Annotated in this window: 18 protein-coding genes; 6 read left to right on the top strand and 12 right to left on the bottom strand. The window is 61.4% G+C overall.

Going from position 1 to position 17,101, the window contains the following annotated elements:
* Positions 1-98: 98 nt before the first annotated feature.
* Complete coding sequence (locus BUA38_RS05395; RefSeq protein ID WP_072817037.1) at positions 99-1,544, bottom strand: helix-turn-helix domain-containing protein; 1,446 nt, start codon at positions 1,542-1,544, stop codon at positions 99-101.
* Between the two features lie 277 nt (positions 1,545-1,821).
* Here BUA38_RS05395 and BUA38_RS05390 point away from each other — a divergent pair, with 277 nt between their 5' ends.
* The 3 genes from BUA38_RS05390 to BUA38_RS05380 all read left to right on the top strand — a co-directional run bounded on the left by BUA38_RS05390 (position 1,822) and on the right by BUA38_RS05380 (position 4,443).
* Entirely contained in the window at positions 1,822-3,459 is a 1,638-nt protein-coding gene (locus tag BUA38_RS05390) for an isocitrate lyase (protein ID WP_072817036.1), read from the top strand.
* A 26-nt stretch (positions 3,460-3,485) separates the two neighbouring features.
* On the top strand, positions 3,486-3,695 hold the full coding sequence (locus tag BUA38_RS05385; RefSeq protein WP_072817035.1) for a DUF4170 domain-containing protein: 210 nt from the start codon (positions 3,486-3,488) through the stop codon (positions 3,693-3,695).
* 187 nt (positions 3,696-3,882) lie between these two features.
* The gene (locus BUA38_RS05380; RefSeq protein ID WP_072817034.1) at positions 3,883-4,443 is read left to right on the top strand and encodes a hypothetical protein; all 561 of its coding nucleotides are present in this window, start codon (positions 3,883-3,885) and stop codon (positions 4,441-4,443) included.
* 28 nt (positions 4,444-4,471) lie between these two features.
* Here the strand turns inward: BUA38_RS05380 and BUA38_RS05375 are convergent, their stop codons facing one another.
* Positions 4,472-5,365 carry a metallophosphoesterase family protein gene (locus BUA38_RS05375; protein WP_072817033.1) on the bottom strand — a complete coding sequence of 298 codons (894 nt, stop codon included), beginning with the start codon at positions 5,363-5,365 and terminating at the stop codon, positions 4,472-4,474.
* Between the two features lie 107 nt (positions 5,366-5,472).
* Here BUA38_RS05375 and BUA38_RS05370 point away from each other — a divergent pair, with 107 nt between their 5' ends.
* The 3 genes from BUA38_RS05370 (at position 5,473) to BUA38_RS05360 (ending at position 7,765) form a co-directional block, all read left to right on the top strand.
* A complete protein-coding gene (locus BUA38_RS05370) occupies positions 5,473-5,952 on the top strand; it encodes an NUDIX domain-containing protein (RefSeq protein WP_156898921.1) in 480 nt (159 codons plus the stop codon).
* Positions 5,953-6,072: 120 nt separating this feature from the next.
* Positions 6,073-7,053 (top strand): glycosyltransferase family 2 protein, encoded by a 981-nt coding sequence (locus BUA38_RS05365; protein ID WP_072825847.1) that lies wholly within the window; start codon positions 6,073-6,075, stop codon positions 7,051-7,053.
* Positions 7,054-7,252: 199 nt separating this feature from the next.
* Positions 7,253-7,765 carry a GNAT family N-acetyltransferase gene (locus tag BUA38_RS05360; protein WP_072817031.1) on the top strand — a complete coding sequence of 171 codons (513 nt, stop codon included), beginning with the start codon at positions 7,253-7,255 and terminating at the stop codon, positions 7,763-7,765.
* A gap of 38 nt (positions 7,766-7,803) precedes the next feature.
* Here the strand turns inward: BUA38_RS05360 and BUA38_RS37940 are convergent, their stop codons facing one another.
* The 10 genes from BUA38_RS37940 to BUA38_RS38720 form a co-directional block, all read right to left on the bottom strand.
* Positions 7,804-7,998 carry a hypothetical protein gene (locus BUA38_RS37940; RefSeq protein ID WP_072825846.1) on the bottom strand — a complete coding sequence of 65 codons (195 nt, stop codon included), beginning with the start codon at positions 7,996-7,998 and terminating at the stop codon, positions 7,804-7,806.
* 96 nt (positions 7,999-8,094) lie between these two features.
* Complete coding sequence (locus BUA38_RS05350; protein WP_072817030.1) at positions 8,095-9,066, bottom strand: CobW family GTP-binding protein; 972 nt, start codon at positions 9,064-9,066, stop codon at positions 8,095-8,097.
* 360 nt (positions 9,067-9,426) lie between these two features.
* Positions 9,427-10,539 (bottom strand): nickel/cobalt transporter, encoded by a 1,113-nt coding sequence (locus BUA38_RS05345; protein ID WP_083587464.1) that lies wholly within the window; start codon positions 10,537-10,539, stop codon positions 9,427-9,429.
* A complete protein-coding gene (locus BUA38_RS05340) occupies positions 10,536-11,174 on the bottom strand; it encodes a DUF1007 family protein (RefSeq protein WP_072817028.1) in 639 nt (212 codons plus the stop codon). Before BUA38_RS05340 ends, BUA38_RS05345 begins: the two co-directional genes overlap by 4 nt.
* Before the next feature lie 121 nt (positions 11,175-11,295).
* Entirely contained in the window at positions 11,296-13,833 is a 2,538-nt protein-coding gene (locus BUA38_RS05335; protein WP_072825845.1) for a TonB-dependent receptor, read from the bottom strand.
* A 152-nt stretch (positions 13,834-13,985) separates the two neighbouring features.
* Positions 13,986-14,339 (bottom strand): hypothetical protein, encoded by a 354-nt coding sequence (locus BUA38_RS05330; protein WP_072817027.1) that lies wholly within the window; start codon positions 14,337-14,339, stop codon positions 13,986-13,988.
* A gap of 213 nt (positions 14,340-14,552) precedes the next feature.
* Positions 14,553-15,275: a TonB family protein gene (locus tag BUA38_RS05325; protein ID WP_072817026.1), complete on the bottom strand. Its 723-nt coding sequence runs from the start codon at positions 15,273-15,275 to the stop codon at positions 14,553-14,555.
* Positions 15,272-15,706: a TonB system transport protein ExbD gene (exbD, locus tag BUA38_RS05320; protein WP_072817025.1), complete on the bottom strand. Its 435-nt coding sequence runs from the start codon at positions 15,704-15,706 to the stop codon at positions 15,272-15,274. The genes BUA38_RS05325 and exbD overlap by 4 nt, the downstream gene beginning before the upstream one ends.
* Before the next feature lie 4 nt (positions 15,707-15,710).
* A complete protein-coding gene (exbB, locus tag BUA38_RS05315) occupies positions 15,711-16,478 on the bottom strand; it encodes a tonB-system energizer ExbB (RefSeq protein WP_072825844.1) in 768 nt (255 codons plus the stop codon).
* Between the two features lie 225 nt (positions 16,479-16,703).
* Complete coding sequence (locus BUA38_RS38720; protein ID WP_072817024.1) at positions 16,704-17,078, bottom strand: DUF2946 domain-containing protein; 375 nt, start codon at positions 17,076-17,078, stop codon at positions 16,704-16,706.
* Between the last annotated feature and the right edge of the window lie 23 nt (positions 17,079-17,101).

Here is a 17,101-nt window from a genome sequence, read left to right as displayed (position 1 = left end):
AGAAATGGAAAAGGCGTGGGACACCATAACGGTTCCGTCGGATTAGCCAACCGTTGCCACGATTGCCAGCGGATGTTGCCGCGTTGGGGCCGATGGCCTCACAACTCCCGCGCGTTGGAGAAGACAAACGACGACATACGCCGCGTGTTCTCGTCCAGGATCAGGGTGCGGGTGATCGGCGGCTCGGCGCGCTGGCTGCAATTCTCGCGTTCACACAGCCGGCAATTGACGCCGATCGGCGCGCCTTCCGAGGTGTCGAGATTGAGCCCGCTCGCATAAACCAGCTTTGTCGCGTGCCGGATTTCGCAGCCCAGCCCGATCGCAAAACGCGGCTGTGCCTGCGCGTAGGGTGCCGCGGGGCGACGCACCGTTTGCGCGATGGAAAAGTAGCGCGTGCCGTCGGGCAATTCGATCACCTGGCTCAGCAGGCGGTCCGGCGTGTCGAAGGTGGAATGCACGTTCCACAGCGGACAGGTGCCGCCGAATTTCGAGAACGGGAAGGTGCCGGAAGAAAATCGTTTTGAAACATTGCCGGCATTGTCGACGCGCAGCATGAAGAACGGCACGCCGCGCGCGTTGGGCCGCTGCAAGGTGGTCAGGCGATGACAGACCTGCTCGAAGCCGGCGTTGAAGCGCTGCGACAGCACGTTGAGATCGTAGCCGAGCGCTTCAGCCGCCGTTTGAAACAGCTGATACGGCATCATCGCGGCGGCTGCGAAATAATTCGCAAGCGTGATGCGGTAGAGCCGGCGCGGCGCATCGTCCAGCGGTCCGGCACGGCCGATGATGGTCTCGATCGTGCCGGCGCACTCGGTAAGCCCGATCTGAAAGGCGAGCTGAAACGAACGCCCGGGGCTGTCGACGAGCTCGGAGATCAGAAGTTGCCGGCGATGGCGATCGAAGCGGCGAAGCGTCTCGCGCATGACGTCGACCGGCATGATGCGGGTGAGAATCGAATGCTTTTCCCGCAAGCGCGCCGAGAGCGCGGCAAACAGTTCTTCTGCCGGCACGTTGAGTTCGTCACGCAGGTTTTCCGCCGCGGTCTCGAGTTCGGGAAAATAGTTGCGGTTGGCCTCGATCAGGTCGCGTACGCGCTCGATCGGATTGGCCTCAAAGCGCGCGCCTTCGTCGCGGTCGGCCATTTGGGCTGCGACCATGGTCTCGCCGCGGCGTGCTTCGGTATAGGCCGCATAGAGCCGTTGCAGCGCGTGCGTCACGCCGGGGCAGAGTTCGGCGAGGTCGCGCAATTCCTGTTTCGGAAGCTCGATCTGCCGGAACAGCGGATCGGAAAAGATCTCGTTCAGTTCGGCGAAGAAACGGTCCTCGTCGGCGGTCGCGAGGTCGCGCAGGTCGAGATCATAGGCTTCCGCAAGGCGCAGCAGGATCTGCGCCGTGACCGGGCGCTGGTTCCGCTCGATCAGATTGATGTAGCTCGGCGAGATTCCGAGGCCTTCGGCGATCTGGGTCTGCGACAGCCCCAGTTGCTGACGGATCCGCCGGAAGCGGGGACCGACAAACAGTTTCTTTCCGGAATCCACAGGCATGGCCTCGTCCTGGTAGCGGCCGCACTTCCAGCGAAGTCGGGCCGCTTGTCTGGAATTTTACACGCGAAAGGCGTCCCAAACGTCGTTTTGTGACAAAAGTTACAAAATGACTTATACCACAGGTATATGTGTTACATGACATCACCATTCAAAATCAAGCCATATTTACGAATTCGGGAGTTTCGCGTTTATCTCCTGACACGCATTTCGCAATGCATTGTCAAGAATGTCGCGAGAGGTGACACCTCGTTACGTCGCCACCGAAAGGATTACGCAGATGAACTATCAGCCACGCGGGATCGGCAATCAGGCTCTCCAGGGACCGGCTTCGTATCAGAGCGAGATCGAGGCGGCCCAGGCGCTTCTCGACACCCAGCCGACCTGGAACGGGGTGACGGCCGAGGCGGTGGCGCGCATGCGCCTGCAGAACCGCTTCAAGACTGGCCTCGACGTCGCCCGCTACACCGCGGCGCTGATGCGGGCCGACATGGCCGCCTATGACGGCGACCCCACCAAGTACACCCAGTCGCTGGGCTGCTGGCATGGCTTCATCGCCCAGCAGAAGCTGATCTCGGTCAAGAAGCACTTCGGCACCACCGAGCGCCGCTACCTGTATTTGTCCGGCTGGATGATCGCAGCACTGCGCTCGGAGTTCGGACCGCTGCCCGACCAGTCGATGCACGAGAAGACCTCGGTGCCGGCCCTGATCGAAGAGCTCTATACCTTCCTGCGTCAGGCCGACTCGCGCGAGTTGAGCAACGTCTTCCGCGCGCTCGATGCCGCCCGCAAGGAAGGCGACAAGGCGAAGGAGAAGGCGCTGATCGAGAAGATCGACAGCTTCCAGACCCATGTCGTCCCCGTTATCGCCGACATCGATGCCGGCTTCGGCAACGCGGAAGCGACCTATCTGCTCGCCAAGAAGATGATCGAAGCGGGCGCTTGCGCTCTCCAGATCGAAAACCAGGTCTCGGACGAAAAGCAGTGCGGACATCAGGACGGCAAGGTGACCGTGCCGCACGAGGTCTTCCTTGCGAAGATTCGGGCCTGTCGCCACGCATTCCTCGAACTGGGCGTCGAAGACGGCGTCGTCGTGACCCGCACCGACTCGCTCGGCGCCGGCCTCACGCAACAGATCGCCGTGAGCCACAAGCCCGGCGACATCGGTGACCAGTACAACAGCTTCCTCGATTGCGAGGAAGTGACGGCCGACAATGCCCGCAACGGCGATGTCATCATCAACCGTCACGGCAAGATGATGCGCCCCAAACGGTTGCCCAGCAACCTCTATCAATTCCGCCCGGGCACCGGCGAAGATCGCTGCGTGCTGGACTGCATCACATCGTTGCAGAACGGCGCCGACCTGTTGTGGATCGAAACCGAGAAGCCGCATATCGAGCAGATCGCCAAGATGGTCGACCGGATCCGCAAGGTGATCCCGAACGCGAAGCTGGCCTACAACAACTCGCCGTCGTTCAACTGGACGCTGAATTTCCGTTGGCAGGTCTACGATGCCATGAAGGAAGCCGGCCAGGACGTCAGCAAGTACAATCGTGCCGAACTGATGAAGGCGGAATATGACGACACGCCGCTGGCAAAGGAAGCCGACGAGCGTATCCGCACCTTCCAGGCGGACTCAGCCAAGCGCGCCGGAATCTTCCATCATCTGATCACGTTGCCGACCTATCACACGGCGGCGCTCTCGACCGACAATCTGGCGAGGGAATATTTCGGCGAGCAGGGCATGCTCGGCTATGTGAAGAATGTCCAGCGCGCCGAGATCCGTCAGGGCATCGCCTGCGTCAAGCATCAGAACATGGCTGGCTCCGACATCGGCGACGATCACAAGGAGTACTTCGCCGGCGAAGCTGCCCTGAAGGCGGGTGGCGTCCATAACACGATGAACCAGTTCGGCTAACGCGCGACAGCGACAGGAGACTGACAATGACCAAAGGCAGCAATTTCTGGGTGATCGGCGGCGAGTTCGGCTCGATGAATTTCCACAAGCTCGTGGAAGGCTCGGCGCAGGTCAAAGGTCCGTTCAAGAGCCGTAAGGAGGCTGAGGATTGTTGGCGTGAAGTCTCCGAAGAGAATCGCCACAAGGCCGGCGTGCGCTTCTCCATCGTGGAAGAGCCCGCCCGCGTGATGGCCTGATCGTTTCTTTAAGAAGACGTCCAAGGACGGGCGCGGCCTCCTCACCCTTCGGGGTGACGGGGGCCGCGTTCGTTTTCAGGGGACCATAAGCCATTGGGAACCAACGGCTCTTTGCGGATGGCAGGGTTACTGATAGGTTAACGGCAGTTTCCGCGGGGGCGCGCGATCAGGACGGGACGTGAAGGCGATGGCAGAGGCACAAAATATCGGAGCAGAGGCTGACGAAGCACGACCGACGCGGCTGCGCGATGCGCTCCGCAAGGCGCGGATCGAAGCGGCCGATCGCACCGGCGTCGTCGTTGACCTGCGGGACGCAGAAGTGGCGCGGCTCGAAATCCTGAGCGAAGCGCTGGACCCGCTGTTTGCACAAATTCCCGATAGCGTCGATTTGTTCGACCGCGGCATCAGCCAGGGCGAGACGCCGCGGCTGTGGATCGACGTGGTTGCCCACGTTCTGATGGGCCGCGACAAGCGCGCCTATCGCTTCGTGCAGGACACGCGCTTCGGCCGCATCGTGATCGCCGAATCCCACGACGTGCCGGCCATCGTCGATGCCGTCACCGACTATGTCGCGCGCCGCATGGTGGAGCGCGAACATGCGCTGGTTGCGACCCCGGCGGTCGCGCTGGCTCCGGTCTCGGCCGAAAAGCCGCGCCGCAGCCGGTTCTGGCCATTCGCGCTCGGCTTTGTATTCGGCGCGCTCGCGCTGTTTTGCCTCGCGCTGATTGCGAGCCTGAGCAGCTTCTGATTGGTTATCGAGAACCAGGTGCGCGGCTCTACAGGAGCTGGACGCGCCTGATTTCCTTGACCTGAAGCGCTTCGTTGACACCGCGCACCATTTGCCGGCAGCGCCATCCATCGCCGTCGCGCGCGATCGAGAACAGGTTGTAGGCCGCATCGGGATAATGGCCATGGGCGCGCGCCGACGCCGACGGCACGCCGACCGCCGGTATCGGCGAGCCATTCGGTCCCTCCACCCATATCGTCGAATGTACGTGATCGTGGCCGTGCAGCACGAGATCGACGCCGTGTTGTTTCAGCAGCGCCAGCAATTCCGGCGCATCGGTCAGGCGCTTGGCGCGCGCGCTGGAGCGCAGCGGATGGTGAATCAGGAGAATGCGAAAGGCAGCCTCGGACGCGAGGCTTGCAAGCAGGCGCTCAAGCGCTTCGATCTGGCCTTTTCCGAGCCACCCCGTCGCCATCAAGGGCGGCGTTGGGACCGCGGTGGAGACACCGATCAGGGCCAGCGGGCCGCGCCGGCGCAACGACGGAAAGATCGCGCCATGATCCGGCGCCGTGTCGCCGGAGAGATAGCTTTGCCACGCCTCCGTAAATCGATGGCTGGTCGGACGAACATAGGCATCGTGATTGCCGGGAACGACGGTCACCTTTTCCGGCGGGCCGACGCTCTCGAGCCAGGCTTTCGCCGGAGCAAACTCGGCCTCCAGCGCCAGATTGACGAGGTCGCCGGTGACCGCGATGTGATCCGGCACCTGCGCCTGTAGATCGGACATCAGGACATCAAGCACTTCGCGACGGTGATACCGGTGGCGGTTGCGGGTCCAGTTGAGATAGCCGAACACGCGCTTGCCCATGAGTTCGGCAAGCCGCGGCTCCGGCAGCGGCGGAAGGTGCGGGTCCGATACGTGGGCGACGGTGAAGGCGGCCATTTACGGTATCTACTCCACTGGCTCGGCGAATGTATTGGCAAGCTGTCAGCGAGGATGCAAGGATCAAACGTAATATTTGACGAGCAAGGATGGCCGTGACGACGACAATGCAGCGCCTGCGAATATGTCTTGAACCGGCGCTGCGGCAGCTGTTTCATTTTTACTGGCGCTTTGCGAGGGGCATGACGCTCGGCGTGCGCGCCGTCGTGCTTGACGGCGAAAATCGCGTGTTTCTGATCAAGCACAGCTATGTCAGCGGCTGGCATCTGCCGGGCGGCGGGGTGGAAACCGGAGAGACCCTGCGTGAGGCGCTGAAGCGCGAATTGGCAGAGGAGGGGCGGATCGAACTTGTCGGCGAGCCGGCGCTGTTCGGTGTCTATCTGAACAGCCACGTTTCCAGGCGCGATCATGTCGCCGTCTATGTGGTTCGTCATTTCAGTCAGGACCGCAAGCCGGCGCCGAATCGCGAGATCATCGATTGCGGCTTTTTCGAAACGCAGGCCCTGCCGCCGGACACCACGACGGGAACACGGCTGCGGATCGCGGAAGTAATCGAAAACAAGCCGCAAATCCGGACCTGGCGTTAGAGAACGTTAGCAGGTACGTCCGTATCATCGGGCAAAACCCTAACGGTCGTTAAGGATTTGCCAATGAGCGCCGTATCGCAACCCAAGCGCCCTGAAAAGCCTCGCGGCGATCTGGCCGGAATGGCGCAGGCCTTGGCGGAATTCGCCAGGTCCGAATTTCCGCAAGCCCAGCCGGCGGAGCCGCGTGTCGCGGTGCTCGTGCCATGCTTCAACGAGGAGGCCGCGGTCGCAACCGTGGTCGCCGATTTCCAGAAGGCGCTGCCTTCGGCCGCGATCTACGTCTACGACAACAATTCAACCGATCGCACGGTCGCGGTTGCCCGCGATGCCGGAGCCACGGTGCGCAGCGAACGCCGCCAGGGCAAAGGCCATGTCGTGCGGCGCATGTTCGCCGACATCGATGCCGACATCTACGTGCTGGTCGATGGCGATGCGACCTACGATGCCGCAAGTGTGCCGAAAATGATCGACATGCTGGCGTCGGAACATCTCGACATGGTGGTCGGTCTGCGGGTCGACCAGGCGCAGGCGGCCTGGCGGCCCGGTCACCGCACCGGCAACTGGCTTCTGACGAGCTTTCTGGCCGCGGTGTTCGGCAAGGCGTTCAAGGATATTCTTTCCGGCTATCGGGTGTTCTCGCGCCGGTTTGTCAAATCGTTCCCGGTGCTGTCAGACGGCTTCGAGATCGAGACCGAATTGAGCGTGCATGCGCTGGAATTGGCGCTGCCGACGGCCGAGATCGAAACGCCGTATTTCGCGCGGCCGGAGGGCTCGGTCAGCAAACTCAACACCTGGCGCGACGGATTCCGGATTCTCTCCACCATCCTGAAGCTCTATCGCTCGGAAAAGCCGCTGGGCTTTTTCACGGCGATTGGTGGTTTCATCGGGCTCGTTTCGGTCAGTCTCGCGATTCCCGTATTCGTCACCTACCTGGAACTGGGCGTCGTTCCCCGCCTGCCGACCGCGGTTCTGTCGATGGGCTTGATGGTTCTGGCGATGCTTTCGGTCGCCTCCGGCCTCGTGCTCGACACCGTGACGCGCGGGCGCCGGGAAATGAAGCTGTTGGCCTATCTGGCCCAGGCTCCGCTCGAGAAGACTTGACGGGCCCTCCCATTCGAAGTTGAAACTGCCCAGTACCGCCGATCTGAAGTCCCTGCACCACAAGCGGCGAGTTCGATCAGGGACTTCAGATCGATAAAGCGGTACTAGAATTCGTTAATTTGCCAGTGCCCATAACTTTCCGAAGTTCGTCAAAGGTGGGCGCGGAAGTGGTGCACGAACTTCGGAAAGTGGGCACTGGATGAGCGATCTCTCTTTGACCATCCTGGCCGAAACCGCAAACGATGCGCAGGCGATCGAGCGCTTGCATGAGCGTACCTTCGGTCCCGGCCGCTTTGTGCTGAGCGCCTACCGGATCCGCGAACACGTCGATCATTTGCTCGATCTGTCGTTCACGGCCCGGATCGGGACGCTGTTGGTAGGCTCGGTGCGGCAATTGCCCGTCGTTGTCGGCGAGACCAAGGCGTTGTTGCTGGGGCCGCTGACGGTCGAACCGCCGTTTCGCAGCCGGGGGGTCGGGCGTGCGCTGCTGGAACGTGCGCTCCATGATGCGAAAGCCAAGGGGCACCGCCTGGTGCTCCTTGTCGGTGACGAAGCCTATTACAGCCGGGCCGGCTTCAAGACGGTGCCGCAGGGCCGGGCGACCATGCCCGGACCGGTCGACTACAGCCGCCTTTTGGTTGCCGAACTCGTCGATGGCGCATTCAACGGCGTCTCCGGCGCGATCCGCCCGGACTGGGCCTCCGCCAAATAGAAGTTGGATCGGAGACGGTAGCAAAGATCGAAATCTCGCTATTGTCCGACCGTTTCTTCTCGAGAAAGCAAGCCCTTTCGGTCCGACTGCGTCCCTTGGCTGACGCGACCATCTGGCCGCTCGCCAACAACATCGGTCGGCGGGAATATACTGTCGTATATTGCGCGAGCCTCTCGAATTGAACGAGCCCGCTCAATCTCAGATTTTGGAACAAGTCGCACGATGTTGCCCATGGGCATTCCAACCTTGTTTGTAGATGCGTTCAATGAATAGACGCGGGCCGAGAGGGCGCCCATTTACTGGATTGCCATGAGCCCCCGTGCCGTCGATTAGGCGCGGCAGGCCTCAAATCCTTGCTTCAGATGGTCCACTGGGAGACCGCGGCCGATGAAGACGAGCCGTGTTTGGGGCGCTTCGTTTTTCTTCCATGCGCGCTGACTGCCGCCCTCAATCAGCATGTGGACACCCTGCACGACAAATCGCCGGTCATCTTCAGCCATTGCGATAATACCCTTCATGCGCAGGATGTCTGTGCCGTAACGTTGAGTGGTATCCTGAATCCATGAGACGAACCTCGCGGGATCCATCGGCTCGTCGGCGACCAGTGATAGGCTGGCAATCTCGTCGTCGTGCTCGTGAGCATGCTCCTCGGTGAGAAATCCCGGCTCGATATCGAGGATACGATCGAGGCTGAAAGCGTCTCGCCCGAGTATCCGGCCGAGGTCGATGCCACAGCGCTCAGTCCTGCGGATCGACGCGTAGGGATTGATCCTGCGGATCCGATGTTCGACCTTGGCCAGGCCGCTCTCATCGACAAGATCGACCTTGTTGACCAGAACGACATCGGCAAACGCAAGTTGTTCTTGGACTTCCGGGGCCCGGTCGATCTGCTCGAGAAGATGTCTGGCGTCGGTCACGGTGATAATGGCATCGAGCTTGGTCTTGCGGCGGACCTCATCGTCGACAAAGAATGTCTGTGCTACCGGCGCGGGATCAGCAAGCCCCGTGGTCTCGACCACGATGCCGTCGAACGAGCGGCTACGCCGCATCAGCCCTGCGACGATACGAATAAGGTCGCCGCGAACCGTGCAGCAGATGCAGCCATTGTTCATTTCGAAGATTTCCTCATCGGCTTCGACGATGAGATCGTTGTCGATACCGACCTCGCCGAATTCATTGACGATCACGGCAAACCGCTTGCCGTGTGTCTCGGTGAGGATGCGGTTGAGCAGCGTGGTTTTCCCCGAGCCGAGATAGCCGGTCAGGACCGTGACGGGAATCTGCGTCGCAGGTTCAGGCATGGGCGAGTCCTTATATTAGGGGGTCAGAAGTTTTGGCGGCCGCGGTTCGCAGCGGGCACCCCTTGCGTCATCTTCCCGGGAATGGGCGGCAGGCCCGCGCGCAGGTCCGCTCTTGTGACGGTATTGGGCCGGACCGGCCGCAGCGGACATGGGGCCTCGCAGTTGATAGTTATGTTATAACATTACATATCTTGTGCGGAAAACCCAAATGTCGTTTGGCACGCAATGCAAAGCGTCGGTTCCGTCAGCTCCGATCGCCTAGGCGGATGATGAGGCTGGCTCCCTTTATATCTCGATCGACGGCTATGGCCGCCCGTGGATCTTTGACCAACCCCGCAGTCCGCTGATTGCCCATCATCTCTATCCCGTAAACATCCAGAGTTGTTCGCTGGCCATGTAACCTGCCAACAACAATGTGCCGAACGTGACTATGAGCGCCGCGGCGCCGACCTCGATAGCTCTCAAAATGAGCATGCCGAATCCGGCCCGGGCCTCGGCGACGCGGCTTGCGATCTGCCGCGCACTCATTGCGAGCGTTGCGATCGCTGCAACAGTCACCGCTGTGCCAAGCCCCATGATCAAGGTGGCGCCGACGCCCGTCCAGAACAGGTCTTGGGTCAGCGCGAAGATGAGGACGATGATCGCGCCGGAACACGGCCGCAATCCAACCGCGACCACCGCCGAGAGCCCTCGGCGCCAGCCACCCGCGCCGGCAAGCTCAGCGGGGTCTGGCCCGTGGGCGTGGCCCCAAGCCGACTCGTGATGGTCGTCGTGGCAGTGAAAGCCGTGCTCGTGACCGGCGCATCCATTGACCAGGCATTGCCCGCCACGCACGGTCATCGCGCCGAGGCGCGGAGTCAGAAGCGGAAGGATCTTGCTACCGCGTCCTGACGTGACAGCGAGGGCGGGCGCCGGAATCCACGCCAGTTCGCGGCAGGCGAGGAGAAAGCCGCGGCCTTTGACGTAGAAAAGCCGCAGGCCGATCAGGATGACCAGACCATAGCTGACGATCTCGACGAGATGAACGGTCAGCCCGATCGTCTTCGCCGTCGCGCCGAGAAGAACCGCGGCGATGGCCACCACGACGATGGCAACGAGGGATTGGATGCCCGCCGACGCGAATGACATGACAACGCCGCGACGCCAGGTCTCTTCGTTGGCGACGAGGTAAGAGGAGATTACGGCCTTGCCGTGCCCCGGGCCCACGGCGTGAAAGACGCCATAAAGAAACGAGGTGCCGAAGAGTCCCCACATCGCGGCTCCATCCTCCTTGCTCGCCCGGATGAAGCCCGACAGCGAACGATCGAAGGCCGCTTGCTGGGCAAAGACCCAGCCCGTGAGGCCGGATGCCGACATGTCACCGGCAGGATGAGGGGGTCCGAATGGCGCGGCCTGTGCCGATACGACATCGATTGAACAGACGACGAGAACCGCCACCAGTACGGTCAAGACAACACAGCATGATCTGGTCATGGGCACTTCACCAAGATCTTGTTGGCGAAGATTTCTCCATAGGTGCTGGATATGCCGAGCGGGTTGCTATCGAGCTGACTCAGCCGCAACTGTTCCGCCGGTGTCGGCTGGTGTGGCAAATCATAGGTCAACAGGCATTGCGGTGCGCCGCTCAAGGTGACCGGCTTGTCCTTGGCAAACTCGAAATCAACGAAGATTGTGGGATCGTAGACCTCGATCTGCATGGCCTTGGCCGTGGCAGCCTCCTTCAACGGCAGAGTGAAATGCAAGGTGAGGGTAGCGTTCTTGTATTCGAGCCAGTAGTCGACGGGATCCGAAAACCTCAGCTTCTTGCCGTCGGCGCGCGCAAAGGTGAAATAGCCATACTCTTTCAGCGATTCCACGTTTGTTTGGGCGAGCGAGGCCAACTCTTCCCGCGTGTACTGCCCCTTCTTCCCATGGGGGATGCCCTGAAGCGCGTAGGCGGAAAACATGTCGTCGAAGGTCCAAGCGTGGCGGACACCTGTCATGCTGCCGTCGGCTGCGTACAGAATCTCGCTGTGGAAGGTGACCCAGACGTGGGGATGGGCCCGAGCGGAGCCTGCTCCGAGGGCGAGCGCCGTCAAAACCGATAGCAGATGAAGAAGACGCAGCATGAAGGCATCTACACCACCTTACAGCGCTGCGAATGCAGCGCCGTAAGGCTGATATCAATGGCCAAAAGGCCGGGTCTTGGGAGACTGCCCGCCAATCCGGCCACTTCGGGCCCGGCGCACCTCATATCTTTTTCGAAATACCGAGGAAGAAGCCGCGACGCGGTCCGAACTGCGGCGCGAACACGCCGATGCCGGAGCCATCCCTGATTTCGTAGATCTTGTCGAACAGGTTGACGACGTCGAAGCGAATCGTCATCGGCTTCGGATCGTTCGGCAGCAGGAATTCGCGCTTGATGCCAAGATTGACCTGCGTATAGCTCGGCACCGTATCGATATTGGCATCGCCGGCGCGCAGGCCGCTGCCATAGATCATGTCAGCGCTTAGTTTGACGCCGCACCACGACATTCCGTTATCGCCAAAGGCTTCAGCCGCGGTGGCGGGTCGACCGCAGAACGAATAGACGGCGCCGGCTGACGCCGTCACGAACTGGTTGTGGTCGGTGTAGACGAAGTGGGTCTGGACGTATTGTAGTCGGGTCAAGCCGCCGAGGTCGGCAAGCGGAACCGTGTTGTCGAACAGAAACTGGTTCGATACCGGATCGGTAGCTCGCTGCTGTGCCACGGCGACGTTGCCATAGGCCTGGAAATTGCCGCTGGTGAACTTCGTTTTGAATTCGATGCCTTCATTGTAGCCGCGGGCATAGTTGAAGGCGCTCAGCACGAGGGCTTGTCCGAACTGGCCGTTGTCGATCAGATCATGCGCAAATTTGTAATAAGCATCGACACCGAGCTCGAGAGTCGAACAGCTTTTCGGATCTGAGCCGCATCCGAATCTGAGTTTCTGATCGACGCCGGCATCGAAGTAATCCGAGCGCTCCGGCAGGACCGGGTCGACCAAGGCACCAGGAGACGACGCGCCGGTCGTATTGTTGAACAGGGCGATATTGGCCGGCGCCGCTTCCACCAGCACCGGCGGGGTGAAATAGCGGGCGTAGCCGGCGTGCAGAGTGGTGTCCTCGAACGGCTTGTAGGTAAAGCTCAACCGTGGACTGAACTGGTTGGCGCTGACGAATTGCTCCATTTGGTCGAAGCGCAAGCCGGCGTTGATGGTGAACTTGTCGGTCACCTTCCACTCGTCCTGAACATAGACCCCGGCGAGCCACCCGAGTTTGGAGACGTTGTCGGTGATGCCGAAAGGATTGCCGTTATCGGAGCCGTCGCAGGCAATGCAGGGCTCGACCAGCGACGTATTGCTGACGGACGCCTGCTCGGCGCTGACGGAGAAGCCGGCGCGGAGGGTGTGTGAATCGTTGAGCTTATAGGAGCCGTCGCCCTGGATACCGTTGGTGTAGGAGATGCGGCCGACATTCGAAGCGATGCCGTTGAGCAGGAGATCGCCGATCGGATCGGGCGTGAAGCGCAACTCGTTGTAACGGGTGAAATAGGACAATTGCCCGTCGAAACCGTCGACCGACTTTTGCACTGACAGCACGCTGAAGTGAGTCCTTTCGACCTGGTTTTCGTTGAGCGCGGCCGAGTTGAAACTGGTCACGCCGAATGCGTTAGTGACAAATCCGTTTTGTCCGATCGGCTGGCCGGGATTGTTGGGAATCTGAAAGTTGTTGATTGCCGTTCCCGCGATCAGACTGACCCGCGTGGTCGGGTCGATGATTGCGGACATATAGGCGAAACCTCTTTCCTGCTGTGTGAAATCGTGAATCGCATTGTAGGCGGGCGTCGGATTTTCAATTCCCACCGTGTTCTGGAGATAGCGGCCGGTGAAGTAGTACTGGACGCCGGCGAAGCAATCGGCGGCGGCGGTCGGCGCCTTGTATGTCAGCGCGCTCGTCGTCGTGGTCGTGGGGCAGGTGCTTCCGAACGTGCCGCCGTATTCGATGCTCGGCTGAATGGTCCCATGGCTGCCGCCATAGAATCCGACGCTGCCGCTATTATTGAACAGATCGGTGCGGGTCTTGATGTCGACGAGGCCGGACGTGCGCAGTCCATACTCGGCCGGCAGGGCGCCAGTGACCAGCGAGATGCTGCCGATGAAGCTGGTGTCGAAAATGCTGCCGAAGCCGGTAACGCCGTCGGGCAGCAGCACCCCATTGATCCGATATTGCAGGTTGGCGTGCTCATTGCGGATGTGAAGCGAGCCACTGGCGGCCGAATCCTGTGAAACGCCGGGGGCTTGCAGCAGCAATTGCTCGACCGACTGGTTGGCGCCCAGCGGCAGATCCTGGATCGTGTCGTGACCGATCGTGTTGGAGTTCGTGCCGACAGTCGTGAAGATGTTCCCACGCGCCTGGTCGAAGACCGCATTTTTTGCGGCCAACTGAGCGGCAGCCTGCGCCGCGGGGGAGAGCGGCGCTTGCGCTGGTGCTGAGGGGGCGACCTCACGGGCTATTGTGCGCGGCTTCTGCCTTGCCGGCTTGGCCGCTTGCTTGGGCGCCTGGACGTTGGTCTGCGGCAGCACCGTGGCGGGTGCATTTGCCGAAGGTGCCGGCGGCGCATTCTCCGCGGGTGCCGGGGCCTGCGAGGGCGCAGGTGATGGCTCCGCCGTCTGCGATCGCGCCGTCTCGGCGAGGCCGCAGATCACGAACGAGGCTATCCCCGAGGCGAGGATACGTCTGATAAATACGGGTCTTGCTACTGGCATTGTTCCTATCCCAACAAGGCCGCGAACGAATTCGTCGCGATGCGCGAATTCGAAAGGCCTGCCGCCGGCTTGCGACGGACTGATTGCTTCTTCTTCCTCGGGATTGGCCACGAACGAATGGCCAGTCCTTTCAGAAAGCGTTCAAGTCAGTGTCAGGCGACGGGAGGTGCGCGTGATTGAAAGGCCGTGCGCGCGGAGCGCGGATGAACGAACGTTGCAGCTATCGGCGGATGCGCAAGTTCGAAAGCTTGCGGGATCGGCAGGGCCGGCGGCGGTGACGGCATGGCCGTACTTGCCAAGGCGACCACGGTGCAGATCGCGCAAACATCATCCGGATGCCGATCCGAATCCTGGCTCGGCGGCGGAAGTTGCTGGGTAGATTGGATAAGCGGCGCAGCCTGCGCCGCAATCGGATGGAAATGGCCAAACGAAAGCCCAAGCTGGACGGCGAGCGCAAACAGCGCAGCTCGCGCTCCATATTTGACGTTCGATCGGAACCACTTCATGCCGATACGCACCTTGTGCCGTCAGAAAGCCGAGGCATCTCCGCCCTTTCCGGCGTCACTTTGTAACATCGCAGGGAATGTTGCGCGGCGTCAATTGAGGCCGATCTGCCGGTCGACGGAATTCACTGGTCTGTGTGATTCTCGCAACGTGCGGTGACGCGAACTGCAATCAACGTCCTCCGCTAGGACCAGCACCGTGCCATTGAAGGGTCGCTACCGCGCGAAGTTCACCGGCGCGATGTAACTATCTCGTGTACCCGGCTTGGCGGCGGGGAATGGCGGGAACGGACTGGCACGACGCAGGATGTCCAGAGCCTCGTGGTCGAGCACGTCGTTGCCTGAGGATTTCGACACTTCGGTAGAAATCACCTCGCCTGCGCGGTTCAACGCGAATCGCACCAGCACGGTGCCGGCGGCACCATGCGCTGCCATCGGATAGCGCTTGAACCGCTGCAAATGACCGAACACCAGCGCGTTATAGGCGTTCGAGCCGGCTTCGGTGAACTCGCCGATGCGCGCATTCTTCGGCAGCGCGCGCGTCTCGGGTGCAGGGGCCACGGGCATTGGCTCCGGCTTCTCAAGCTTCTGCTCCTGCTGTGGCAGCGTGACCTCCGCCTGTTGCGGCGGCGGTGGCGGCTGCACCACCTGCTCCAGTGGCTTTTCCTCGACCTTGCGCTCTTCCTTCGGCGTCGCTTCCGCCTGTTGCATGGTCGGCCCGACGGCGATGTCCTGATCCTGGATCGTGGGCGAGGAGGCTTCCACCGGCGCCAGCGTCACGGCGATCGCCGGGAGGATGTTCGGTTCGACAGGCTGGCGTGCATACCAAAATGCGATCGTGCCAATGACGGCCGCGTGCGCCGCCAGGATGGTCACGCCGGCGAGCATCCATCGGGAAACGCCATGCCTTTCCGGCAGATATAGCGCGAACGCGTTCATTGCTTTGCCGCCGGTGCCTCGAGACCGACCAGCGCGAGCTTCAGATAGCCCGCGTCGCGCAGGACGTTCATCACCTCCATCAGCTCGCCGTAGCTGATGGATTTGTCGCCGCGGACGAAGATCGTCTGGTCCTTGTGACTGTTGGTGGCGGCATCGAGCGCGCCCGGAAGCTCGCCGCGCGGCACGATGGTCTCCCCGATCGCAATCGACGCGTCCGGCTTGATGGTGACGAACACCGGCTTGTCCGGCCGCGGCTGCTCGGGCGCGGTCGAGGCAGGCAGGTTGACGCCGATGTCGACGGTTGCGAGCGGTGCTGCAACCATGAAGATGATCAATAGAACCAGTATGACGTCGATGAACGGGGTGACGTTGATCTCGTGCAGCACATCGAGATCATCGCTATTTCGACCTGAGGAAACGTGCAGAGCCATCCGCTTACTCCGCGGCCCGTGGTAACGTCGCCGCAGCGCGCAGTTGACCGCGGCTGACTATCAGCAGCAGTTGCGCGGATGCGTCGCCGAGCAGGATACGGTAGCCGGCAATCACGCGGGCGAGATGGTTATAGATCACGACCGCCGGGATCGCAGCGACAAGGCCGAACGCGGTCGCAAGCAAGGCTTCCGCGATGCCAGGCGCCACCACCGCGAGATTGGTGGTGTGGGATTCGGAAATGCCGATGAACGAATTCATGATGCCCCACACCGTACCGAACAGGCCGACGAAGGGCGCGGTCGCGCCGATGGTGGCAAGGATGCCGACGCCGCGCGACAACTGTCGCGCCATCGCCGCTTCGACGCGCTCCAGCCGCAACGCCACGCGCTCCTTGAAGCCGTCGTCGATGATACCATCGGACAGCTCGGCTTCGCGTGCGGTGGAGGTGATCAGCTGCGCGACAGCATCCCGTTTCGTCTCACAGGTGCGCACCGCGTCTGAAAGACTGCCGCCACGCTCCAGCATTGCAAGACGACGGCGCGCGAGATTTTTCGCGGCCTGGAGTTCGATGGTCTTGGCGAGCCAAACCGTCCAGGTCACGAGCGAGGCGAAGGCGAGTCCGATCATGACGGTCTTCACCACGACGTCGGCGCCGAGGAACATGCCCCACGGCGACAGGTTGTGCGGTAGTAGCGGATTGGGCTCCTGGGCAAGCGCGGGCGACGGGAGCATGGCGGCCGCCGCGAAAGTGCTGGCAACGATCCCGGGCATCAGCCAATGCCAAATCCCGTCGCATTGGTGGTCCGTGTTTCTTTGTTGCATTTCATTTTCTCTTCGGTAAATCAATTTTGCCGCCCGTCGGCCTTTCTTGCGCCTAGCGAGAGCACTGAATTCCGGGCTGGGGTGCGTAACGCTCGCGCCATGAATGACTACCTCCGCCCGCTGCTAGCAGCGTGGCTCACCACGCCTCATTAGAGCGGGAGACAAGGATCGCTGTCAGGAAATCGGCGGTCCGCGCGATTGAAAGGCAGCAGTCGGCCGCTCGGCGAAGACAAGCACAGACTCAATCGGCCGATTGAAACGAAAGCCGGCAAACTCCACCAGCAATACGGGCGGCACCGAGGCGAGAGCATTCGCCATCGCGAAGACAGCGGTACAGATCGGACAGAGATCGTCAGCTCCGGTATCGCCGGGTGGGCCTTGCGTCCGATCATTATCGGAAGACGCAGCCGCGATCAGGGAGATCAAGCCACTTTCGGCGCACTTTCCGCTGGTCGCGTGAAAGTGACCAAAGGACAGGCCGAAATTGATGACCAGCGCGAACACCGCGAGCCATGATCCGTGCCTTATATTCTCCCGGAACCAGCGCATTTATCGTCGAACCGCAGCTTTCT

The sequence above is a fragment of the Bradyrhizobium erythrophlei genome (assembly GCF_900142985.1).
Lineage (GTDB): Bacteria > Pseudomonadota > Alphaproteobacteria > Rhizobiales > Xanthobacteraceae > Bradyrhizobium > Bradyrhizobium erythrophlei_B.
This window is presented reverse-complemented; position numbering and strand designations above follow the sequence as displayed.